Raw genomic sequence first — 21,627 nt, forward strand, 5'->3', positions numbered from 1 at the left:
AATGGAACTTAATGATAATTTAGCACTGACTCCTGTAGAGGAAGGGAAATATCTGGAAGCGTATTTACCGCTGGTAAAACGTATTGTCAGACAACTTTCATTTCAGACAGACAGTGTTATCGGCAAGGAGGATATGCAGCAAATTGCATTGATGGGTCTATTAGAGGCATTACGCCGCTATGGTCACCCCGATGGGCAATTTGCTGCCTATGCCGTCCATCGAATTCGTGGTGCGGTGCTGGATCAACTGCGAGAACATGACTGGCGGCCGCGCCGGTTAAGGCAAAAAACGCACAAGACTAATGAGGCAATTCGACAATTAGCCAAGCGATTAGGCCATGAACCGAGCTTTGAGGAGATAGCGACCGCGCTGCAACTGACGGCGGAGGAATATCAAGAATACCTGCTTTTGGAAAGTGCCAGTGCCATGGAGAGTTTGGACGAAATACTGTCATTAGACACGCCGACTGATGCTTTACAGAGCAGAGTATTAGAAGAAAGTATTATTATTGAAGATAATCTGAACCATGCTATTGCGTCACTTGAGAAGCGAGAGCAAATGATTCTGCATCTTTATTATCAGCAAGAAATGAGTATGAAAGAAATTGCTCAGGTATTAGATCTTACTGAAGCACGAATTTGTCAGCTCAATAAAAAGTTAGTACAAAAAATTAAATCATTTTTTTAAACTATCGAGGGTGTTATGCAGAAATTATTTGGTCTGCTGGTCATTATGGTATGTGTGATTGGCGGATATATTATGTCGGGCGGAATATTATCTTCCTTCTGGCAACCAGGGGAAATTATTATTATTTTTGGTTCCGGTATCGGTGCTATGATATTGGCGAACCCAGGTTATGTCCTCAAAGAAATGTGGTGTCAAATTATTGCGGTAACACGCAAGAGTGAATATACCGATGAATTTCAGAAACAATTATTAATGCTGCTCTATGAATTACTGGAAATGGTCGATGAAGGGGGATTAAAGCGCCTTGATGAACATATTGAAATACCGGCTAATAGTCCATTATTCCAGCGCTACCCGCTTATTTTACATGATCACCATTTAGTGACTTTTATCTCCGATAATTTCCGCTTAATGGCGATGGGGAAAATTAATCAATACGAACTTGAAGGGATCTTACAGCAAGAGTTATCCGCCGTAGAAGAGGAACTGCTGGTTCCCTCGCGTTCCTTTCACCGCACCGCAGAAGCCATGCCCGGCTTTGGTATTTGTGCTGCGGTATTAGGCATTATCATCACCATGCAGTCTATTGATGGTTCGATTGCACTGATTGGTATCAAAGTGGCGGCGGCTTTGATTGGCACCTTCCTCGGGGTGTTTATCTGTTATTGCCTGATGGATCCGATGGCTAATGCCATGGAGCAAGAGATGAAAAAGAAGCTGGCATTCTTTGAATGTGTGCGCATAGTGCTGGTCAGTCATGTGGCGGGTAAACCTTCGTTACTGGCGGTAGATGCCGGTCGCAAGATGCTGCCATTAGACAGCAAACCCACTTTTGCCACGCTGGATTCCTGGATTAACAAGTTGATGATGGCAGGCGTGTAATGAGAAGTCATGCCAGAAACGGGCAAACCACCATAATTAGACGCATGACCAGAAAAAGACACAATCGAGGGCATTCTGGCGCATGGAAAGTGGCTTTTGCCGACTTTACCTTAGCGATGATGGCGCTGTTTATGGTGCTATGGATTGTCGGGGTGGTCTCGGAAGAAGAACGGCAAGAAATCGTCGCGCAGCTGCATGGCAAAACCATTTTTGCGCAGCAGTCATTTATTTCGATTCCCTCCCAAAGCAAAAGTGGCGCTGGCAAGTTCTCTGACAGTGTCGATGGCCATGAACAGGCCAAAGAAATCAAAAGTAATCTGGCGGTCGAAGTGCCGGAGCCAGAACAGTCTCTGGAAGATGTGGTGGATAAATCACGTCAAGAAATGGAAGAGTTATCCCGCATTATTATGCAAATTACTTCCGCCTACGATGCGCAATCCAACTTGCAAATGGAAGTGGTGCCGCAAGGGCTGCGTATTCTGATTCAGGATGATAAGCAGCGCGATATGTTCCAGCGTAGCAGTGCGGTATTGACCCCATTCTTTGGCCGTTTACTGGCTGAATTAGCCCCGGCATTTAATGAAATGGACAATAAAATCATTATTACCGGTCATACCGATGCTTCCCGCTATCGTGATCAAGTGATGTACAACAACTGGAACCTGTCTGGTGAGCGGGCGTTGATGGCCCATAGGGCGTTAGTCAAAGGTGGGTTAACTGAGGGGCGAGTATTGCAAATTAATGCCATGGCGGATCAGATGCTACTGGATCCGGCGGAACCTCTTGCGGCTAGAAACCGCCGTATTGAAATCATGGTATTAACCCAAACGGCCTCAGATACCTTATATCAATTTTTTGGTAACCACGGAGAGAATGTAGTGAAACCGGCAGCGAAGAAAGCCGGATAATTATATTCTTTTTTCACCGCCCATCCTACCCCTCGAATTCTTAGGGCTGGGCGGTGCTTTTTAACGTTGTACCCGTCATGCTATAAGCTGCATCCAAACACGGCGTTTGGGCGGCCAACATTAGCGCGGTGTGATAGTGACAGTATTACCATGGGTTGCAATGGTGACTCGTTGCCCCGGTTGGAACTGAGTCACACCTTGGGTCTGAACAACCAGGAAGGTGGTGCCGTTATCACGGCGAACTTCCAATTCAACTCCGCTACTGCGGTTCATCATGCTCTGCACTTGCTGGCCAACAACACCACCGGCAACAGCACCAGCGGCAGTGCCGAGACGCCGACCTGTTCCGCCGCCTATTGTATTACCGAGGAAACCACCGACAACCGCCCCGCCAACAGCACCGGCGACATTATTCCCATCACCGCCCTGAATAGTTACCGGGCGCACAGAAACCAGAGTACCGTAAGTGACAGTTTGGGCCTGCCCAGCCTGAGCGCTGCTGAATGTATCGCCCGAAAGGGTGTTATTATTTGCGCAGCCACTGAGTGTGGCGACGGCGATAGCAACAACAATGAGTGGTTTTAACATAAAAGCCCCTTTTAGCGCATAACCGGTTGAATATTGACCGGCAAATGAATCATAGCACGAGTTATTTACCAAAAGTTTGATTTATATACAAAAGATACAATTAATTCATATTGGCTGTTTTTTAAACATCATGCCGGGCTGATCCATTTTGTAACATTAAGATTTGGCGATTCAGAGGGAAAAAGCAGAACTTTAAACCGTTAAAATTAATGAAATTGATAAAAATCTGATTGATATCCGGCTTAATAATGAACAGTTTTTGTCGCAGTATTATTCATTATTAATTGCACTTTATGATTTATATTTATGTCTTTTTTTTGTTTCATTTTTATATGAAGTGAAACTTTCATTTTTAGTTAACTAACTAAAATAACTAATATTTAATTAAAGTTATTGAGATTGGTTTCATTATTGAGTTAATGATATTCAATTCCATCTGCATTCACCAGACTTCCTCCTGACAGATTTTCTATTTCGTGGCAAATAAAATATTTTGCTGAAACGGTTTTAGTTCACAGATATTTCCCTCGCGTTAATTCAATCAATTTCCATTGATTGAGATCAACTTAATTAAGTTTCTAAAGTTACAAGCTATTAACAGAATATCCTTCATCTTTCAAATTGCAGGTGTGTTGGCTGCTCTCACTTACCCGAATCACTTACTTATGTAAGCTCATCGGGATTATTTCGTTTGCCGCCTTCCTGCAACTTGAAATCTATTGGGTATAAGATATTGTTTTTTATAGGGATATGCTCGGCATTAATATCGGGTATGTAAACAATAGAATAATAATGACAGGGGAAAAAACATGCTTTCCCAGCATGGCGTTAACCGTCGTGATTTTATGAAGCTTTGTGCCGCATTGGCGGCCACCATGGGGCTAGAGAGCAAGGCTGCCGCTGAAATTGCCAACACAGTCAGTTCCCCCCAGCGCCCTCCAGTTATCTGGATTGGTGCTCAGGAATGCACTGGCTGCACCGAATCACTGTTACGTTCCACTCACCCGACCATTGAAAACCTGCTGTTGAGTGTTATCTCAATGGAGTATCACGAAGTGCTCTCTGCGGCATTTGGTGAACAAGCGGAGGAGAATAAACACCGGGCCATCCAACAGTACAAAGGGAAATATGTGCTGGTGGTGGATGGGTCGATTCCACTGAAAGACGGTGGAATTTACTGCATGGTGGCGGGCAAACCTATTGTCGAGCATATCCGCGAAGCTGCGGAACATGCGGCGGCGATTATTGCCATTGGTTCGTGCTCTGCTTGGGGGGGGGTTCCCGCGACGGGCGGCAACCCGACGGGTGCGGTGAGTTTGCAAGCGGCGCTGCCGGGCAAAACCGTGATTAATATTCCCGGCTGTCCGCCCAATCCGCATAACTTCCTGGCGACAGTGGCCCACATCATTACTTTCGGGCGGCCACCGGCGCTGGATAGCAAAAACCGCCCGACTTTTGCTTATGGCCGTTTAATCCATGAAAACTGCGAGCGCCGCCCACACTTTGATGCCGGGCGCTTTGCCCGTCAATTTGGTGATGAAGGGCACCGTCAGGGTTTTTGTCTTTATCACCTGGGTTGCAAAGGGCCGGAAACCTACGGCAATTGCCCGACACTGGAGTTCTGCGATGTCGGCGGTGGCATCTGGCCGGTCGGTATTGGGCACCCTTGCTATGGCTGTAATGAAGAAGGGATTGGCTTCACCAAAGGCATCGCCCAACTGGCGAATGTCGAGAACCCGACACCGCGCGCGGAAAAACCGCTGATTAATAACCCGGAGGGCGGCGAAATTTCGACCACCGCCACCGCATTGCTGGGCGGCGTGGTGGGGTTGGTCGCGGGCGTCAGCTTGATGACGGTTCGTGAACTGGGGCGGCAACAGAAACAGCGCCGCAAAGATGACGATCACTCATCGCGGGAGGAATAGCCGTGAACCGACGTCACTTTTTCAAATTAGCGTCTGGCGGTGTGCTGTTGGCGGGGCTTGCGCCCAGCACCCAAGCCGAGGTGCAAAATCGGCCGCCGATCCCCGGCGCGCTGAGCATGTTGTATGACTCCACATTATGTGTCGGCTGTCAGGCCTGTGTGAGCAAATGCCAGCAAGTGAACCACAGTGAATTGTTTGAACAGGGTAAAACCTATGCCAGTGGCGAGGTGCTTTGGTCAGATAATGACAAACTCAGCCCCTATACCAACAATATTATTCAGGTCTGGACTCGCGGTGCGGGCATTCATAAAGATCAATTGGAAGACGGCTACGCCTATATCAAAAAGCAATGCATGCATTGTGTTGATCCGAATTGTGTTTCTGTTTGTCCGGTCAGTGCGCTGCGCAAAGATGCCAAAACCGGCATTGTCCACTATGACCCCGATGTTTGCACCGGTTGCCGCTACTGCATGGTCGGGTGCCCGTTCAATGTGCCGAAATATGATTATCACAATCCCTTTGGCAAGATTCATAAATGTGAATTATGCAATCAGCAAGGGGTCGAGCGGCTTGATAAGGGCGGCTTGCCCGGCTGTGTCGAGGTCTGCCCGACCGGTGCGGTGATTTTCGGCACTCGTGAAGAATTGCTGTCAGAGGCGAAGCGGCGGCTGACTCTCAAACCGGGCGAGAATTACCGCTTCCCACGGCAAACACTCAGCGCCAATGACACCTACGAACATCCGGTCGCTCACTATGACCACCATGTTTACGGTGAAAAAGAGGGCGGCGGTACCCAGGTATTGGTGCTGACGGGGATTCCGGCCGAGAAACTGGATCTGCCGCCGTTGGCAGACTTGGCGACCGGCGCGCGCTCTGAGCATGTCCAGCACACCCTGTACAAGGGCATGATCTTGCCACTGGCGGTGTTGGCCGGTGTCACCGCTTTGGTGCATCGCAATACCCGCGATGAGCGCAAAGATAGCGATGCTGATAAGCACGATAACAAGGACGGCCATGATGACGATGCATAAATCCAGCCCACTGGGTGGGCGGCTGGTCAGTTGGCCGGTGATGCTGTTAGCGCCTTTTGTCGTGCTGTGCGCGCTGTTGATTGTCAAACGTTTGGTGCTCGGGCTGGGGTCTGTCAGTGATTTGAATGGCGGCTTCCCGTGGGGCATCTGGATTGCTTTCGACTTACTGGTCGGCACCGGTTTGGCCTGTGGTGGCTGGGCATTGGCGTGGGCAGTTTATGTGTTCAATCGGGGGGAATATCACCCGCTGGTGCGCCCGGCGCTGCTCGCCAGTTTGTTTGGTTACGCGCTCGGTGGCCTTTCCATCACCATCGACGTGGGCCGCTACTGGAACTTGCCTTACTTCTTTATTCCCGGCCATTTCAATGTCAACTCGGTGCTATTCGAAACCGCCGTCTGTATGACCATTTATATCGGCGTGATGGCGGTGGAGTTCGCCCCGGCGCTGTTTGAGCGACTGGGCTGGAAAATCTCACTTAAGCGGCTGAACAAAGTGATGTTTTTTGTCATCGCGCTCGGTGCGTTGCTGCCGACCATGCACCAGTCTTCCATGGGATCATTGATGATAGCCGCCGGGGCTAAGATCCATCCGCTGTGGCAAAGCTATGAAATGTTGCCGCTGTTCTCCCTGCTAACCGCCGCCATTTTGGGTTTCTCGATTGTTATTTTCGAAGGCTCTTTGGTACAGGCCGGATTGCGCGGGCGCGGGGCCAATGAAGCGCCATTGTTCACGCGATTAACCACCATTATCGACCTGTTCTTGCTGCTGTTTATTCTACTGCGTCTCGGTGAAGTTATCGTGCGCCATAAGACAGAATATCTGTGGCACTTTGACCGCTATGCGATGGCTTTCTGGGCTGAAATTGTCCTGATGGCTTTGCCGCTGCTGATCTTCCGCATTCGGCGGGCAAGAGAAGACAGCCGCTTACTGTTTATCGGCGCGCTGTGCATGATAGGCGGCGCGGCGCTCTGGCGGCTCAATTACTCGCTGTTAGCCTTTAACCCCGGCGGCGGCTACAACTACTTTCCCACCACCAGTGAAATCCTGATCTCCATCGGCTTCGTCGCCATTGAGGTCTGCGCCTACATTTTATTGATTCGGCTGTTGCCGGTGCTTCCTGCTCACGGCCAGTTACATAAGAATAATCAGACAGAGGTAAAGCATGAGCCAACGCATCACCATTGATCCCGTCACCCGCATTGAGGGGCACCTGCGGATCGACTGCGAAATTGAGGACGGCAAGGTCATTAAAGCCTGGTCCTCCGGCACCATGTGGCGTGGCATGGAAGAAATTTTACAAGGTAATGATCCGCGCGATGCCTGGATGATTGTGCAGCGCATTTGCGGCGTATGCACCACGATTCACGCCATTGCTTCGGTGCGGGCGGTGGAAAATGCATTAGGGATGGAAGTGCCGGTTAATGCTCAGCATATCCGCAATTTGATTCTGGCGGCGCACAGTATTCATGACCATATTGTTCATTTTTATCAACTCTCTGCGTTGGACTGGGTAGATATTACCTCGGCGCTGCAAGCTTCGCCGCAAAAGGCGGCAGCCATGCTGAGTGGCTTGTCCAGTTGGCCGCTAAACAGCGCGGAAGAATTTACCCGCGTGCAGCAGAAAATCAAAGATTTGGTCGCCAGTGGGCAGTTAGGTATTTTTGCTAATGGCTACTGGGGCCACCCGGCGATGGCATTGCCGCCAGAGGTCAATCTGATTGCGGTGGCGCATTATCTGCAAGCACTGGAATGCCAGCGCGATGCCAACCGCATTGTGGCGGTGCTCGGCGGAAAAACGCCGCATATTCAGAATCTTGCCGTGGGCGGCGTTGCCAATCCAATCAATCTGGATATGCCCAGCGTGCTCAATCTAGAGCGCCTGATGCTGGTGAAATCCTTTATTGACCGGCTGGGCAGCTTTATTGAGCAGGTTTATAAGGTCGATACCGCGGTGATCGCCGCCCACTATCCTGGCTGGCTCCATCTGGGAAAAGGGGCGGATTATTATCTCAGCGTGCCGGAGTTGCCGACTGACCGCAAAGGGGAAAACTTCCTGCTGCCGGGCGGCTATTTGGAAAACGGCAGCTTCCGCCCGATAGCCAATCACAACGATCCGTACTTGATAGAAGGTATCGCCGAGAGCGGCAAGCACGCCTGGTATCAAGATGACGAACCGCTGGCCCCGTGGGAGGGCAAAACCAACCCGAATTACACCGGCTGGCAGGAAGATGGCAAATATTCGTGGGTAAAAGCGCCGACTTTCTACGGCAAAACCGTGGAAGTGGGGCCGCTGGCGTGGCTCATGTGCGGACTGGCCGCCGGACACACTCCGACTAAACAGCATTTCACTGACATCGGTGCGGCTTACCAAAAACTGAGCGGGCAGGCCATCACCCCTGAACAGTTGCCGTCCACACTGGGGCGCATTATTGGTCGGGCGGTGCATTGCTGTGTGCTGCATGAAACTTTGGCCCAGCAATGGACGGCGCTGGTCACCAATATTGGCACCGGTGATGTCGAAACCTTTATCAAGCCGGATATCCCGCTAACCGGCGAGATCCGTGGTGTGGGTTTTGAAGAAGCGCCGCGCGGCATGTTGTCGCACTGGGTGGTTATCAAGGATGGCAAAATCGCCAACTATCAGGCGGTGGTGCCATCAACCTGGAACGCTGGCCCACGCAATTATAACGATGAGCCGGGGCCATACGAGCAAGCGCTGGTGGGGACACCGATTGCAGATCCTGCCAAACCACTCGAAGTGGTGCGGACCATTCACTCATTCGACCCGTGTATGTCCTGTGCTGTACATATTGTTGATACAACGGGCAACGAAGTGACCAAAGTCAAGGTGCTGTGATGGGGATTTTGGTATTAGGTATAGGTAATTTATTACTCAGCGATGAAGCTGTCGGGGTGCGCATTGTCGAAGCGCTGGAGCAGCGCTTTCACATCCCGCCGGGGGTTGAGGTGCTGGATGGCGGCACCGCCGGTCTGGAACTGATGGAAGCCATGGCCAATCGCGAGCATTTGATTGTCGCCGATGCGGTGCTGACCGGGCAGCCACCGGGCAGTGTCGCGGTATTACGGGATAAAGAAATTCCGGCGATGTTTAGCCGCAAAGTGTCGCCGCATCAGTTGGGGCTATGTGATGTGCTGATGGCGCTGCAACTGACTGATGAGTTCCCGCGCCAGCTGACCCTGGTGGGGGTGGAGCCAGAGTCTTTAGCGCCAAAAATTGGCCTGACCCCGACAGTCACGCGGGCCATTGAACCGGCGCTGGAACAGATTCTGGCGGCATTACGCGCCAGCGGGATCACCCTTAAGGCGCGAGAAGAAAGTCATGTTTGATGTCATTGCGGGCCATGAACAAAACCCAGCGGCATTGTTGGAACAGGTATTCGGCCAGGTGGCGGCCGATGAAATGCGCGGCTTGCCATTTTACCGCGACCTTATTCCGCTGCGCGCCTGCGGGTTTCAGCTATTTGAGCAGCAGTGGATCGGCGCATTATTGACCCCGTGGATGCTCAGTTTGGTGGTATTGCCGGGGCCGCAGCAGAGTTGGCAACGCCGCGCAGTGGGTGAGCGCCTGATGTTGGCACTTCCTTGCGGTAGCATTAGTTTTATTGTCAGCGAAATAGATTTTACCGTCAGCGAAATTGCTGGTTGCGGCCAGTATCTCAGCCGCTCATTGATGTCGCCACTGGACACCACGCTCAGTGCCGAACGGGCATTGCAGTTGACGGAGCAGAGTGCGCGCATGGCGCTCTCACTGCCGGTGGTGGATGCTGATGCGCCCGCTAATCCCCGGCGGCGAGCCTTGTTTAACAAAGTTAGCCAAATAAAGAATCAGCATGCATGAAATCAGTTTGTGTCTCAGTACGCTGGAGCTGATTGAAAAACAGGCGCGGCTTAACGGTGCCTCACGGATAACCGCGGTCTGGCTGGAAATTGGCGCGCTCTCCTGTATTGAGGAAAGCGCCTTGCGCTTCAGCTTTGATGCCGCCAGCCGGCAGACACTGGCAGAAAATTGTCAATTGCATCTCAGCTACCTACCCGCAGTGGCCTGGTGCTGGGAGTGCAGCAACAGTGTTGCCATTGACCGGCATGATGCCGGGTGCCCGCATTGTGGCAGCCATGCTCTGCAAGTAGAGAGTGGCAGCAATTTGCAGGTAAAACAGATAGAAGTGGAATAATCCTGAAGGAGTGAATTCCTATGTGTACGACTTGTGGTTGCGCCAGCGGCGAGAGAAAGATCGAGGGCGACGACAATCATCAACATGATGATCACCACCACCACCATCATCATCACGATGACGGCCACCAGCATGATCATCACGAAACGGCTGCCCCGACGCAAAAGATTCAGCATAAACATAAACACAAATATGTTGCCAAGGGGACGCATCCGGTCATTGTTCACCATCACTATTATTACCATCAGGGCGATGTCCATCATCACTATCATGGCAAAGCGCCAGAACCGATGGCGGCCATTGAATTTGAGGACATTCAGCCCGAGGATACTGACGCGCCCGCCGCCGAGCCTTTCACTCCGCAAGTTCATGCTGACAAGCTGGGGCTGCATTATGGTCAGGGTGAAGCCGGTAGCCATGCGCCGGGTATGGGGCAGCGCCGCTTGTTGCAAATCGAGCAGGACGTCCTGAGCAAAAACAACCAGTTAGCCAGCCATAATCGTGAGCATTTTGTCGAGCAACATATTTTGGCGCTGAATTTGGTTTCCAGTCCCGGCTCCGGCAAAACCACCCTGTTGACCACCACCTTGCAACTGTTGGCCGGGCAAGTGCCCTGCGCGGTGATTGAGGGTGATCAGCAAACCACTCATGATGCCGAACGCATTCGCGCCACCGGTGTCCCCGCGATTCAGGTCAATACCGGCAAAGGTTGCCATCTCGATGCGCAGATGGTGCATGATGCCGCGCACCGCCTGCATCTCAGCAATGACAGCCTGCTATTTATTGAAAACGTGGGCAATTTGGTGTGTCCGGCCAGCTTTGATCTGGGGGAACGCCATAAGGTCGCGGTGCTTTCAGTGACAGAGGGCGAAGATAAGCCGCTGAAATATCCTCATATGTTTGCCGCCTCTACCTTGATGATTATCAATAAAATCGACCTGTTGCCGTATCTGGATTTTGATATTGAGCAGTGCATCAATTATGCCCGCCAGGTGAACCCGGATATTCAGGTGATTGCATTGTCAGCCAGCAGCGGTGAGGGGATGGATTTGTGGCTGGAATGGCTGGAGACACAGCGATGTGCTTAGGCGTACCCGGCAAAATAGTGGCGGTGGGTGAAGATATCCACCAACTGGCTTGGGTGGAAGTGAGCGGCGTAAAACGCGAAATCAATATCGCGTTGGTGTGTGACGCGTCACCGGCTGACTTACTCGGCCAATGGGTATTGGTGCATGTCGGGTTTGCCATGAGCTTGCTTGATGAAGAAGAAGCCCAGCAAACCCTCGCGGCGCTCGCGCATATGCAGGCGGTGGGACTGGATTTGGATGATATCGCCAGTGGGGCCAATGATGCGCTACGTTGATGAATTCCGTGATCCGGCGCTGGTCAGTGCATTATTACAGCGGATCGAAAACTTACTGCCGCAACTTGCGGATCAACAGCGTTTGCCGCTACAAATTATGGAAGTGTGCGGCGGTCACACTCATGCGATCTTCAAATTCGGCTTGGATCAATTGCTACCGGACGGTTTGGAGTTTGTCCACGGGCCGGGTTGCCCGGTGTGCGTGTTGCCGATGGGCCGCATTGACAGTTGTCTGGAAATTGCCGCCGATCCAGCGGTGATCTTCTGCACTTATGGCGACGCGATGCGGGTGCCGGGGCGCAATGGCTCGATGTTGGATGCCAAGCGGCGCGGGGCTGATATTCGCGTGGTTTACTCGCCGCTGGATGCCCTGACCCTGGCACAGCGTCATCCGGATCGCGAAGTGGTGTTTTTCGGTCTCGGTTTTGAAACCACCATGCCCGCCACCGCCTTAACACTGCAACAAGCCAAACGGCTGGGGCTGACCAACTTCACTGTGTTCTGCCAGCACATTACTATTATTCCTACCTTGCGCAGCTTACTGCAACAGCCCGATGTACGCATTGACGGTTTCCTCGCGCCCGGCCATGTCAGCATGGTGATCGGCACCACGCCATACGATTTTATTTGCAGCCAATTCAATAAGCCGCTGGTGGTCACCGGCTTTGAACCGCTGGATATTTTGCAAGGGCTGGTGATGCTGCTGGAGCAGAGGGTCAGTGGGCGCTGTGCGGTGGAAAACCAATATCGGCGCATTGTGCCGGACAGCGGCAACCTGCTAGCGCAACAAGCGCTGGCCGAGGTGTTTGTGGTGAAAACCCGCAGTGAGTGGCGCGGATTGGGCGAAATAGCCGATTCTGGAGTGCAACTTAGCCCGGATTATCAGGCGTTTGATGCGGAGCGGCGTTTCACCCCGCAGCAACAGCGGGTGGCGGATGATCCGCGATCCCGTTGCGGCGATGTGCTGACCGGGCGTTGTAAACCGGATCAATGCCCGCTGTTTGGTGGTGAATGCACGCCAGATAATGCATTCGGCGCGCTGATGGTTTCCTCCGAAGGGGCTTGCTCTGCTTATTATCAATACCGATAGCCCTTCGCACTTGAAGCCGCAGGGGTGTTAGCGGCGTTCACTTCAATGACTTTGGGTATTGTTTTCAATGGGTCACAACTAAATGAATAAACAAGAAATTACCCTGGCACACGGCAGTGGTGGGCGGGCAATGCAGAGCTTGATCGAATCGCTGTTTTTGGCGGCGTTTTCTAATCCGGCACTGAATGAGCGGGAAGATCAGGCGCGCATTGCGCTGGCAGATCTGACAGCACAGGGCGATCGGCTGGCGATATCGACTGACAGCTATGTCATTGATCCTATTTTCTTCCCCGGCGGCGACATCGGCAAATTGGCGGTGTGCGGCACGGCCAATGATGTGGCAGTCAGTGGCGCGACTCCGCGTTATCTTTCATGTGGTTTTATTCTGGAAGAAGGGCTGCTAATGGCGGATTTGGAGCGCATTGTGCACTCCATGGCGGCCACGGCACAGCAGGCGGGGATTCAGATCGTCACCGGGGATACCAAAGTGGTGCAGCGCGGCGCGGCGGATAAGATCTTCATCAATACCACCGGCATCGGGGTGATCCCAGCGGATATCCAATGGGGAACCGCGATGATCCGTGCCGGCGATCGGATAGTTGTCAGCGGCACCTTGGGCGATCATGGCGCGACAATCTTAAATTTGCGCGAAGGTTTGGGGCTGGAGGCGGAGTTAGTCAGTGATTGCGCCCTGCTGACTCCTTTGATTGCCCCCCTGCGCCATATTAGCGGTGTGCGGGCGCTACGCGATGCGACCCGTGGTGGTGTGACGGCAATTTTGCACGAATTTGCCGCTGCCAGTGGTTGCGGCATGGAAATCAACCAAGCAGATTTGCCACTGAAACCTGCGGTGCGCGGTATTTGTGAATTACTGGGGCTGGATGCGCTCAACTTTGCCAATGAAGGCAAACTGGTGCTGGTGGTCTCACCTGAGGCGCAAGATGCTGTTTTAACTGAGTTACAGCGCCACCCACTCGGCCGTGATGCCGCGGTTATCGGACAGGTGACGGAGAATAAACAAGTGCGGTTATGCGGCGCATTTGGTGTTTCACGGCGGTTAGACTTACCTCTAGACGAACCATTACCCCGTATATGTTGATCCTCCTGTTACGGAAATAAACTGGCGGATAACAATGTTGATAAGCGGGGAAATGTGGCGAATGGGTCGTAGCGACGTCAGTCGCCGGAGCGCCCATCGGTGCAGTCGCCCCGCCTGTCGCCAAACCACAAAACAGCTTTGTTAGTCGCTTCATTAAGGAGTTTTTGTGGAGATAAACGGCCTCAGTCTGCGGATAAAGGGCAAAGTGCAGGGGGTGGGTTTTCGCCCCTATATCTGGCAACTAGCCCATCGTTTTGGGGTGTTCGGTGATGTCAGTAACGACAGCGCGGGGGTGACGGTTCATTTATGGCAAGCTCCGGCGGTGGCGGACTTTTTACAAGCATTGCCGCAAGATTGCCCGCCATTGGCGCATATTGATAGCATCGTCACCACGCCATACCACTGGGCGCAGCCGCCGCTGGATTTCGTGATTCACCATAGCGGGGTCGGGCAGATGGATACCCAAATCGTACCGGATGCCGCGACCTGTGATGCATGCCTGAGTGAAATGAATAATCCTACCAACCGCCGCTACCGTTATCCTTTTATCAACTGCACCCATTGTGGCCCGCGCTTTACCATCATCCACCGCATGCCTTACGACCGGCCCTATACCGCCATGAGCAAGTTCCCGCTGTGCGCGGCTTGTCAGGCCGAATATGACCACCCCGCAGACCGCCGTTTTCATGCCCAGCCCAATGCCTGTGCGGATTGTGGCCCGCAACTGTGGTTGACGAAAGCTGATGGGCAGGCCGTGACCCATGGCTTCGCCGCGCTAGAACAGGCCGCCGCTGCACTGCTGGCTGGCGAAATTGTAGCTGTCAAAGGACTGGGCGGTTTTCATCTGGCGGTGGACGCCACCAATGCCGCCGCAGTAGCCCGCTTGCGTGAGCGCAAACAGCGGCCTTCCAAGCCGTTGGCGGTGATGTTACCTGGTATCGACTGGCTGCAAACCTGTGTGCAACAGACTGATAATGATGCATTACTGAGTTTGCTGCGCAGCCCCGCGGCCCCGATAGTTTTAGTGGCGAAGCCGCCGGAAAGCCCTCTTTGTGCGGCGATCGCGCCAGAGTTACCTGAAATCGGCATTATGCTGCCCGCCAATCCACTGCAACATTTACTGCTGCAACAGGTGGCGCGCCCGTTGGTCATGACCTCCGGCAATGGCCGCGGCAAACCGCCCGCTCTGAGTAATCAACAAGCCCTATGCGCCCTGAGTGATATTGCCGATCACTGGCTATTACACGACAGGGAAATTGTGCAGCGCGCCGACGACTCATTGGTGCGCCTGACTCCGCAAGGGGCTGAAATGCTGCGCCGCGCCCGAGGCTATGTGCCAGATGCTTTCGAGTTGCCGCCGGGGTTTAGTCAGCACCCGGCCATTCTGGCGCTCGGGGCCGACATGAAAAACACCTTTTGCTTGCTGCGAGACAGTAATGCGGTGCTGAGCCAGCATCTGGGCGATCTGGCAGACCGCGATATTGCGCAGCAGCAACAACAGTTATTAGCGCTGTTTTGCGATATTTATCATTTTACCCCGCAGGCGGTGGTGGTGGATGCGCACCCCGGTTATATCAGCCACCAGTTCGGCAAAGAGTGGGCCGCGCAGCAAAATATCCCCTGCACCGAAGTTTTGCATCATCATGCTCATTTGGCGGCTTGTTTGGCGGAACATGGCTGGCCGCGCCAGGGGGGGGCGGTGATAGGTTTGGCGTTGGATGGGCTGGGGTATGGCGCGCAGGGGAAACTATGGGGCGGCGAATGTTTTCTGGTCGACTATGTGAATTGTGAATATGTGGGCGGTTTGCCTGCGGTGGCCTTACCCGGCGGGGATCTGGCCTCTCGCCAACCGTGGCGCAATTTACTGGCGCAGTTTCAGCGCTTTGTACCGGATTGGCAAAACTTACCCGCAGCGGTGGCTATTCCCAAACCGCAGGGTGAGGTACTGGCGCGGGCGATTGCGCGCGGTATTAATGCGCCATTGGCCTCATCGGCAGGGCGGCTATTTGATGCTGTGGCCGCCGCACTGAATATTGGGCCATCGACCTTAAGCTGGGAGGGGGAAGCCGCGTGTTTGCTGGAGGCGCTGGCATGGCAAAGTTCCCGAACAGTTCCGCCCGTCACTATGCCACTGCTCGACAATCAATTGGATTTAGCCACTTTCTGGCGGCAATGGCTGGCTTTTGATGCTTCACCGGCTGAGCGCGCTTATGCTTTTCACTTTGCTCTCGCACAGGGTTTTGCCCGCTTAGCCCGACAGGCGGCACTGCATTATGGCATTGATACTATTGCCTTTTCCGGTGGTGTGCTGCATAACCGGCTGCTGCGCGAATTACTCCGCGAGCAACTGCACGACTTCCCGCTATTGATGCCCCAGCGCCTGCCCGCCGGTGATGGCGGTCTGGCGCTGGGGCAGGCGGTGATTGCCGCCGCCCGTGGTTGACTGGCGGTGACCCGTGTAGAGTTATGTCGCAAGTCGGCGGGCAGGGGAGTTTTGTTTCTGCATTCCTGGATGGCCTTTATCAACTGGATACTTTGGCGTCTTAATTTTTATCCGATGACTTTTCTTTTCTGCTACGGTTTTATTCTCAAATTAAATTTCATTATAGGTCTCTACGGGGGCTTTTAATTCTTTAATTTATATCCTGCAAATGTTTTGCCATGGTTTAATATTTAAATGGAGAACATTCTCATTCTTTTGCTTTCCCGGCCTTTTCTACATTTCTGTTTTTTAGATCCCTAATTAACATATAGGAAAATACAATGGTCATTCTGAACAGTTATAAGATAGCGGTGCTGTTTGCCGTCGGGATATTAGTGGCAGGATGCGCCTCAAAGGTTACAACCAGTGCGCAGTATTCTGGTTTTCTTGTTGATTACAGTAAGTTACAGGAGTCCGAGTCTGCCAGTGGCCAGAAAGTATTGCGTTGGGTTTCCCCAGATTTTAATGTTGAAAAATATACTGGCATTTATTACACACCATTGATCTATTATCCAAAATCGGGTCCAACTCAACGAGTCAGTCAGAAAACATTAGATGAAATATTAGCTTACGCGAATAAAAGACTGAAAGAAGCTGTTAGCCAGCAATTACCACTCGTCAATTCACCGAAGAAACGGAATATTTTGATTGTGCGGGGAGCCATTACTGCGGTTTCTGCTGAAGATAAAGATCTTGAAGTTTATGAAATGATACCTATAGCCGCTGTTGTTGCTGGAACTATGGCGGCGACCGGTAACCGCACTCAGCATACTGCGCTTTATTTGGAATTACAGGTTATTGATTCCAATACCGGCAAACCCGTTATTGTCGTAGTACGCAAAGCTTATGGTAAGGATGTCAGTAACAGCGGCGTACCCATTTCTGCGGAACAAGTCAAAAGTACAATAGATGGTTTGGTCTACGATATTGTTAATTTCAAACTAAAAAGCCAACCCACTCAATAAAACTGTTGCTGCTCAGCCTCTATGAGCCATTCAGCCAGAGGCTGAGCCGCTTTTCTTGATATTTTATTTATCGCAATCTGCCTGATGCGTAATATTTAATAATTCATTTAACTTCATTGGTTTACCTAGAAGATAACCTTGGGCTTCATCACAGGTTAATGCTTGCAGGTGCTCAAGTTGTTCTGTGGTTTCAACCCCCTCGGCGGTCACGGTCATGGACAGCGCGTGGCCGAGGTTAATAATGCCCTCCACAATTGACTGCCCTTCTCGGGATTGCGTCAGTTCATCAATAAAGCTCTTATCAATTTTCAAACCATCGAATGGGAAGCGGCGCAGATAATTCAGTGAAGAATATCCAGTACCAAAATCATCCATTGATAAACGCACGCCCAGCGCTTTCAATGCGGTCATGGTTTTAAATGCGCCATCCGCATCTTCAATCATTATCCGCTCAGTGATTTCCAACTCCAGCCGGTGGCTCGGTAAGCCGGTTAGTCGCAAAACTTGTCGTACTCGTTCGATGAGATGTTGGCTGCGGAATTCAATGGCAGAAATATTGACTGAAATAATCAGTGAGGCGGGCCATGTCGCCGCATCCTGACAGGCTTGAAGCATCGTCCAGTCGCTGATGGCGGTGATCAGGCCGGTTTCTTCTGCCAGAGCAATGAATTGATCTGGCATCAGTAGTCCCAGCACTGGGTGGTTCCAGCGCACCAGCGCCTCGGCACCGGTAAGTTTTGTCCCTGCAATGCGATAGCGCGGCTGATAGTAAAGGTTGAATTCATTGTGTTTAATCGCCTGGCGCAAGAAACGCTCTAATTCGCTGCGTTGCATTAGGCGGTCATTCATTTCACTGGAATAAAAACTCCAGCGGTTGTGGCCACTATTTTTGGCTTCATACATGGCAATATCTGCAAAGCGCAACAGCTCCTCGGCTTGCATGGAGTCCTGTGGCGCCAGCGCAATACCGATACTGGCACTGATGAAAATATCCTGATTATTAATGATATATGGGCTTTCGATGCGGTCAATAACCCGCGCGCAGAGGTCTTCAATTTCTTTGATTGAAGACAGCCCGGTAATAATTAGAATGAATTCATCTCCCCCTTGACGAGCCACTAAATCCTGATCGCGCAAACAACTTCTCAGCCGTTCAGAGACCTGATGGAGCACCTGGTCACCGGCAATATGGCCAAAGGTATCATTGACCGGCTTAAATTTATCCAAATCAACATTGAGGATCACCAACGGATGCGGCGCAGCGGTTAAATTACGCAGCTTACTTTCCAAAAATTCTTTCATTCTCATGCGGTTGGGTAAACCAGTCAGCGAGTCATGCAGAGAAAGATGCTGAATTCGCTCCTGTGCTTCTATCTCTTGGGTGATGTCAGAGACGGTGCCACGAAAACCAATGTTTTCATCATTTTTGATGATGGGTTTGGCATAAACGCGGCAAATACGTTTGTCGCCTTTAGCTGAGAAATAGGTGCATTGCAGCTCATTGCGGGATTCGGTTAAGTGCGTGTATTGCAGCCAGGATCGCAGCGGAATATGGTCACAATTGAGCAATGAGTCGAGATTACGGCCCAACCAGCGCTCGACACTCAGCCCGGTAATAGTGAAAAACCGCTGGGACAGATAAGTGATGCGCAGGTTGGCATCTGTTTCCCATAGCCAATCGGTGGCGGCTTCCGCCATGTGGCGAAAGCGCTCTTCGCTGGCAATTAACGCCACTTTGTTTTCATCGGCTGTGCGCGCTTCTGACAACGCGCGCCGCAGAATCCACCAGCCGCTCAGCCAGAGAATAAGGGCAATTAGCGCCAGTAATGGCAGTAAAATATTGAGCAGTTGCGCGCCGGGCATATTTTGGTTCCAGTGCAGCGTCACTACAGTGTCGTCATTGGGCGCTAATTCTTTTGAGGATAATTGCTTTGAAGGTGGTTGTTTTAAAGATGATTGTTTTAAAGGTAATGGTGTTGACGATAGCTGAATGGCGGGACTGGACGCCGCATCTTTTTTATCCCGGGCCGTGCGAAGTTGGTGAATACCATAATTTTCCCCCAAAACATTCAGTTCGGTTTGGGTCAGTATATTGGTAAAGACCAGAACAGACGGTGGGCCAGCCACGGGTTTAATCCGGGGGTCATTGCCGGTAGTTAATACCGCTGCAGCAACAATGGCTGGTGCCCCGGCAACATTGACGATTTTCGTGGCGGCATCTTGGTTTTCAACCTGACGGCGTACCGAATCAATAAACGGCGTAATATCTTCATCGAGCCAGTCTTGTAGACGGATATTCACCAACTGCCCATTGATGACGGAATAACGGGTTTTCCCCTGTCCATCAATGACAAAAATACCTTCATAGCCAAAGTTTTTATAAAGCGATGGCCCCAGATTTTGGCTAACAAAGGCCCAGTCAGGATCGACTGTTACATGTAAATGCTCATAAGCATCGCCCCAATAAGCATTATCTTTTATTCTGGTTTTGATCGATTTTTGGCGCGTTTCCCATGCTTTTTCCACCAGAAAACGGCTATTGGACTCGGCTTGTTCATTTAATTGTGTAGCAAGATAGATAATGCCCGTGGCGGCAATAATAATGATTGCCCCAACGAGCAAAACCATCGTCCGCAAAGCCCGTTTGGCAAAGAAAACATTTTCCCCTCTGGCCCCTGCTTCAGGTGGGGTGGAGTTTGTCATAGTGAATTCCCTTATACCCATCATCTTTCAAATTGCAGCGGTGTTGGCTGCACTTATTACTCGGCCATCCATGGGCAACCCCTGTTTGCCATCTTTCCTCACTGAGAAATAGACTGGGCGCGCTGAGAAAATAACTGTCTAATCAGCCGAAAGTGAAGGCACTAAGATAATATAAACTAGCATAACTCCGCCGAGTTATTATTTTAGCTTAGAATAATATGATGTTTTTCTGCGGTTTTTTCATTAAAAAAGAATAAAAATAAAACTAAACTGACTATTTACCTTTCATGTTAAATGAGCCTCTAGTGCTTAGCAGTGCGCCGAGATGAATGTTTTGCACCCTGCCCAAAATGATGGTTATTCGGGCTTCAGTCTGCGATATGAATTTTTGTCGCAAGACGTTAAAGTGGCTTAAGATTATTATTAATCGCGCTAAGTTTACTGACCCCATACCCAAACTAATTGCCCGCCGAGAGTAAGGAATAAATGACCATGTCTACACTGAATTTGGTTCGCAACGCGATAATGCTTAACGCGCAGCGAATCCTATGTGCTCGGCTATCTTCTCTACCCGCATATCTGCCCGCATATGCAATGGTGTTAATGCTGGGTATCAGCACAGATAGCGCGCTGGCAGCGGCACCTTTACCGGCGGTGACTGTCGCGATAGTGACCTCTGCGACGCCAGATACTGCATTGCAATTTCTCGGACGGGTGGAAGCCATTCAGGCCGTGGATGTAACAACCCGCACCGAAGGGTTTATTGCCGCCAGATTGTTTACCGAGGGGCAGATGGTCAAGCAGGGGGATTTACTGTATGAAATTGATCCGGTTTTACATCAGGCATCCGTCACTCAAGCACAGGCGCAATTAGATAGCGCAACCGCCAGCGCCAACCATGCGCAGGTGACTCTCACTCGCTTGCAGCGTTTGGGTAATAATCGCTCAGTCAGTCAGGCGGAAGTCGATGAAGCACAGGCACAGCGGGATATCAGCCGGGCGGCGGTGGCTCAGGCGCAAGCAAACCTACAAATTCAGCAACTACAACTCGGTTTTACTCGCATTTATGCCCCGATCACCGGCCAAATTGGTCACAGCCGCTTTAACGTCGGCAGTTTGATTAACCCGGCCAGTGGTACCTTGGTCAGTATTGTGCAGCTCGACCCTATTCGAGTCGCTATTGCTGTTAATGAAAGAGATTACATTACCGCCACCTATCAATTATCCGCAGCAAGTGGCGCATCCGCGAGTGAAAACAGCGCACTGGCATTTGAGCATTTTACTCCGCGCATTCAACTGGCGAATGGTAAGCAATATCCGGACAGCGGCGTCTTTGAATCTGTTGATAATCAAATTGATAAACAGACTGGTACGGTGACTATTCGAACTCGTTTTGACAACCCACGGCATCTATTACTGCCCGGCGGGGTGGTGAATGTGTCGCTGGCCGCCGAAACAGCAAAAGCTGTCGCGGCCATTCCGATTGCCGCATTGCAACAGAATAAGCAGGGCCATTTTGTGTTGGTGGTAACGGATAAAGATCAGGTGGAAGTGCGGCCCGTCACTCTCGGCGAGCAGTTTGAGCAGCAATATGAAGTGAAAGAGGGGCTGAAAGTCGGCGAGCGAGTCATTGTGTCGGGGCTACAACATGTCCGGCCCGGTATGACAGTGAGCGCCAGTGTTGCACCACCGCTGACTGCGAACTAAGG

At 51.5% G+C, this 21,627-nt stretch carries 18 protein-coding genes and 2 pseudogenes; 18 read left to right on the forward strand and 2 right to left on the reverse strand.

Features of this window, described 5'->3' with window-relative positions; genetic code table 11:
* Position 1: 1 nt before the first annotated feature.
* The 3 genes from FTA91_RS12855 to lafU are packed head-to-tail and all read left to right on the forward strand — an operon-like array spanning position 2 to position 2,478.
* Positions 2-688, forward strand: coding sequence for a FliA/WhiG family RNA polymerase sigma factor (locus tag FTA91_RS12855; protein WP_145534900.1), 687 nt, complete (start codon positions 2-4; stop codon positions 686-688).
* Between the two features lie 15 nt (positions 689-703).
* The gene (gene motA, locus FTA91_RS12860; RefSeq protein ID WP_145534903.1) at positions 704-1,570 is read left to right on the forward strand and encodes a flagellar motor stator protein MotA; all 867 of its coding nucleotides are present in this window, start codon (positions 704-706) and stop codon (positions 1,568-1,570) included.
* A complete protein-coding gene (gene lafU / locus FTA91_RS12865) occupies positions 1,570-2,478 on the forward strand; it encodes a putative lateral flagellar export/assembly protein LafU (protein ID WP_145583458.1) in 909 nt (302 codons plus the stop codon). The genes motA and lafU overlap by 1 nt, the downstream gene beginning before the upstream one ends.
* A 120-nt stretch (positions 2,479-2,598) precedes the next feature.
* On the opposite strand, the gene FTA91_RS12870 is transcribed toward lafU, so the two are convergent.
* Positions 2,599-3,066, reverse strand: a complete 468-nt coding sequence (locus FTA91_RS12870; protein WP_145534909.1) for an outer membrane lipoprotein — start codon at positions 3,064-3,066, stop codon at positions 2,599-2,601.
* Positions 3,067-3,858: 792 nt separating this feature from the next.
* On the opposite strand from FTA91_RS12870, the pseudogene hybO reads away from it, so the two are divergent.
* The 14 genes and pseudogenes from hybO to FTA91_RS12945 all read left to right on the forward strand — a co-directional run bounded on the left by hybO (position 3,859) and on the right by FTA91_RS12945 (position 17,215).
* A pseudogene (gene hybO / locus FTA91_RS12875) lies at positions 3,859-4,991 on the forward strand (hydrogenase 2 small subunit).
* Between the two features lie 2 nt (positions 4,992-4,993).
* Positions 4,994-6,022, forward strand: coding sequence for a hydrogenase 2 operon protein HybA (gene hybA / locus FTA91_RS12880; RefSeq protein WP_145583460.1), 1,029 nt, complete (start codon positions 4,994-4,996; stop codon positions 6,020-6,022).
* Entirely contained in the window at positions 6,009-7,208 is a 1,200-nt protein-coding gene (gene hybB / locus FTA91_RS12885; protein WP_186377367.1) for a Ni/Fe-hydrogenase cytochrome b subunit, read from the forward strand. Before hybA ends, hybB begins: the two co-directional genes overlap by 14 nt.
* A complete protein-coding gene (gene hybC / locus FTA91_RS12890; protein WP_145534916.1) occupies positions 7,186-8,880 on the forward strand; it encodes a hydrogenase 2 large subunit in 1,695 nt (564 codons plus the stop codon). The genes hybB and hybC overlap by 23 nt, the downstream gene beginning before the upstream one ends.
* Positions 8,880-9,371, forward strand: a complete 492-nt coding sequence (locus tag FTA91_RS12895) for a HyaD/HybD family hydrogenase maturation endopeptidase (protein WP_050112366.1) — start codon at positions 8,880-8,882, stop codon at positions 9,369-9,371. The genes hybC and FTA91_RS12895 overlap by 1 nt, the downstream gene beginning before the upstream one ends.
* Complete coding sequence (gene hybE, locus FTA91_RS12900) at positions 9,364-9,882, forward strand: hydrogenase-2 assembly chaperone (protein WP_145534918.1); 519 nt, start codon at positions 9,364-9,366, stop codon at positions 9,880-9,882. The genes FTA91_RS12895 and hybE overlap by 8 nt, the downstream gene beginning before the upstream one ends.
* A complete protein-coding gene (gene hypA, locus FTA91_RS12905) occupies positions 9,875-10,216 on the forward strand; it encodes a hydrogenase maturation nickel metallochaperone HypA (RefSeq protein ID WP_050112368.1) in 342 nt (113 codons plus the stop codon). Before hybE ends, hypA begins: the two co-directional genes overlap by 8 nt.
* A gap of 20 nt (positions 10,217-10,236) precedes the next feature.
* Positions 10,237-11,304: a hydrogenase nickel incorporation protein HypB gene (gene hypB, locus FTA91_RS12910; protein ID WP_050112369.1), complete on the forward strand. Its 1,068-nt coding sequence runs from the start codon at positions 10,237-10,239 to the stop codon at positions 11,302-11,304.
* Positions 11,295-11,579, forward strand: coding sequence for a hydrogenase maturation factor HybG (hybG, locus tag FTA91_RS12915; protein WP_050112370.1), 285 nt, complete (start codon positions 11,295-11,297; stop codon positions 11,577-11,579). Before hypB ends, hybG begins: the two co-directional genes overlap by 10 nt.
* Complete coding sequence (gene hypD / locus FTA91_RS12920; RefSeq protein ID WP_145583462.1) at positions 11,566-12,669, forward strand: hydrogenase formation protein HypD; 1,104 nt, start codon at positions 11,566-11,568, stop codon at positions 12,667-12,669. Before hybG ends, hypD begins: the two co-directional genes overlap by 14 nt.
* Positions 12,670-12,751: 82 nt before the next feature.
* Positions 12,752-13,768 carry a hydrogenase expression/formation protein HypE gene (gene hypE / locus FTA91_RS12925; RefSeq protein WP_050112372.1) on the forward strand — a complete coding sequence of 339 codons (1,017 nt, stop codon included), beginning with the start codon at positions 12,752-12,754 and terminating at the stop codon, positions 13,766-13,768.
* Between the two features lie 166 nt (positions 13,769-13,934).
* Positions 13,935-16,211, forward strand: coding sequence for a carbamoyltransferase HypF (gene hypF, locus FTA91_RS12935; RefSeq protein WP_145583464.1), 2,277 nt, complete (start codon positions 13,935-13,937; stop codon positions 16,209-16,211).
* Positions 16,212-16,225: 14 nt separating this feature from the next.
* A pseudogene (locus tag FTA91_RS20480) lies at positions 16,226-16,315 on the forward strand (hydroxyethylthiazole kinase); the annotation flags it as partial.
* A 216-nt stretch (positions 16,316-16,531) separates the two neighbouring features.
* A complete protein-coding gene (locus FTA91_RS12945; protein ID WP_145534926.1) occupies positions 16,532-17,215 on the forward strand; it encodes a DUF3313 domain-containing protein in 684 nt (227 codons plus the stop codon).
* A 63-nt stretch (positions 17,216-17,278) separates the two neighbouring features.
* On the opposite strand, the gene FTA91_RS12950 is transcribed toward FTA91_RS12945, so the two are convergent.
* Positions 17,279-19,918 carry a bifunctional diguanylate cyclase/phosphodiesterase gene (locus FTA91_RS12950; RefSeq protein WP_186377366.1) on the reverse strand — a complete coding sequence of 880 codons (2,640 nt, stop codon included), beginning with the start codon at positions 19,916-19,918 and terminating at the stop codon, positions 17,279-17,281.
* Positions 19,919-20,410: 492 nt separating this feature from the next.
* On the opposite strand from FTA91_RS12950, the gene FTA91_RS12955 reads away from it, so the two are divergent.
* A complete protein-coding gene (locus FTA91_RS12955; RefSeq protein ID WP_050112376.1) occupies positions 20,411-21,625 on the forward strand; it encodes an efflux RND transporter periplasmic adaptor subunit in 1,215 nt (404 codons plus the stop codon).
* Positions 21,626-21,627: the final 2 nt, after the last annotated feature.

Source organism: Yersinia thracica (assembly GCF_902170565.1).
In the GTDB taxonomy this organism is placed as follows: Bacteria; Pseudomonadota; Gammaproteobacteria; order Enterobacterales; family Enterobacteriaceae; genus Yersinia; species Yersinia thracica.

Coding starts and splice junctions, on each gene's coding strand:
- FTA91_RS12855 (WP_145534900.1), top strand. CDS start 2: ATGGAACTTAATGATAATTTAGCACTGACTCCTGTAGAGGAAGGGAAA.
- motA (WP_145534903.1), top strand. CDS start 704: ATGCAGAAATTATTTGGTCTGCTGGTCATTATGGTATGTGTGATTGGC.
- lafU (WP_145583458.1), top strand. CDS start 1,570: ATGAGAAGTCATGCCAGAAACGGGCAAACCACCATAATTAGACGCATG.
- FTA91_RS12870 (WP_145534909.1), bottom strand. CDS start 3,066: ATGTTAAAACCACTCATTGTTGTTGCTATCGCCGTCGCCACACTCAGT.
- hybB (WP_186377367.1), top strand. CDS start 6,009: ATGACGATGCATAAATCCAGCCCACTGGGTGGGCGGCTGGTCAGTTGG.
- hybC (WP_145534916.1), top strand. CDS start 7,186: ATGAGCCAACGCATCACCATTGATCCCGTCACCCGCATTGAGGGGCAC.
- FTA91_RS12895 (WP_050112366.1), top strand. CDS start 8,880: ATGGGGATTTTGGTATTAGGTATAGGTAATTTATTACTCAGCGATGAA.
- hybE (WP_145534918.1), top strand. CDS start 9,364: ATGTTTGATGTCATTGCGGGCCATGAACAAAACCCAGCGGCATTGTTG.
- hypA (WP_050112368.1), top strand. CDS start 9,875: ATGCATGAAATCAGTTTGTGTCTCAGTACGCTGGAGCTGATTGAAAAA.
- hypB (WP_050112369.1), top strand. CDS start 10,237: ATGTGTACGACTTGTGGTTGCGCCAGCGGCGAGAGAAAGATCGAGGGC.
- hybG (WP_050112370.1), top strand. CDS start 11,295: ATGTGCTTAGGCGTACCCGGCAAAATAGTGGCGGTGGGTGAAGATATC.
- hypD (WP_145583462.1), top strand. CDS start 11,566: ATGCGCTACGTTGATGAATTCCGTGATCCGGCGCTGGTCAGTGCATTA.
- hypE (WP_050112372.1), top strand. CDS start 12,752: ATGAATAAACAAGAAATTACCCTGGCACACGGCAGTGGTGGGCGGGCA.
- FTA91_RS12945 (WP_145534926.1), top strand. CDS start 16,532: ATGGTCATTCTGAACAGTTATAAGATAGCGGTGCTGTTTGCCGTCGGG.
- FTA91_RS12950 (WP_186377366.1), bottom strand. CDS start 19,918: ATGACAAACTCCACCCCACCTGAAGCAGGGGCCAGAGGGGAAAATGTT.
- FTA91_RS12955 (WP_050112376.1), top strand. CDS start 20,411: ATGTCTACACTGAATTTGGTTCGCAACGCGATAATGCTTAACGCGCAG.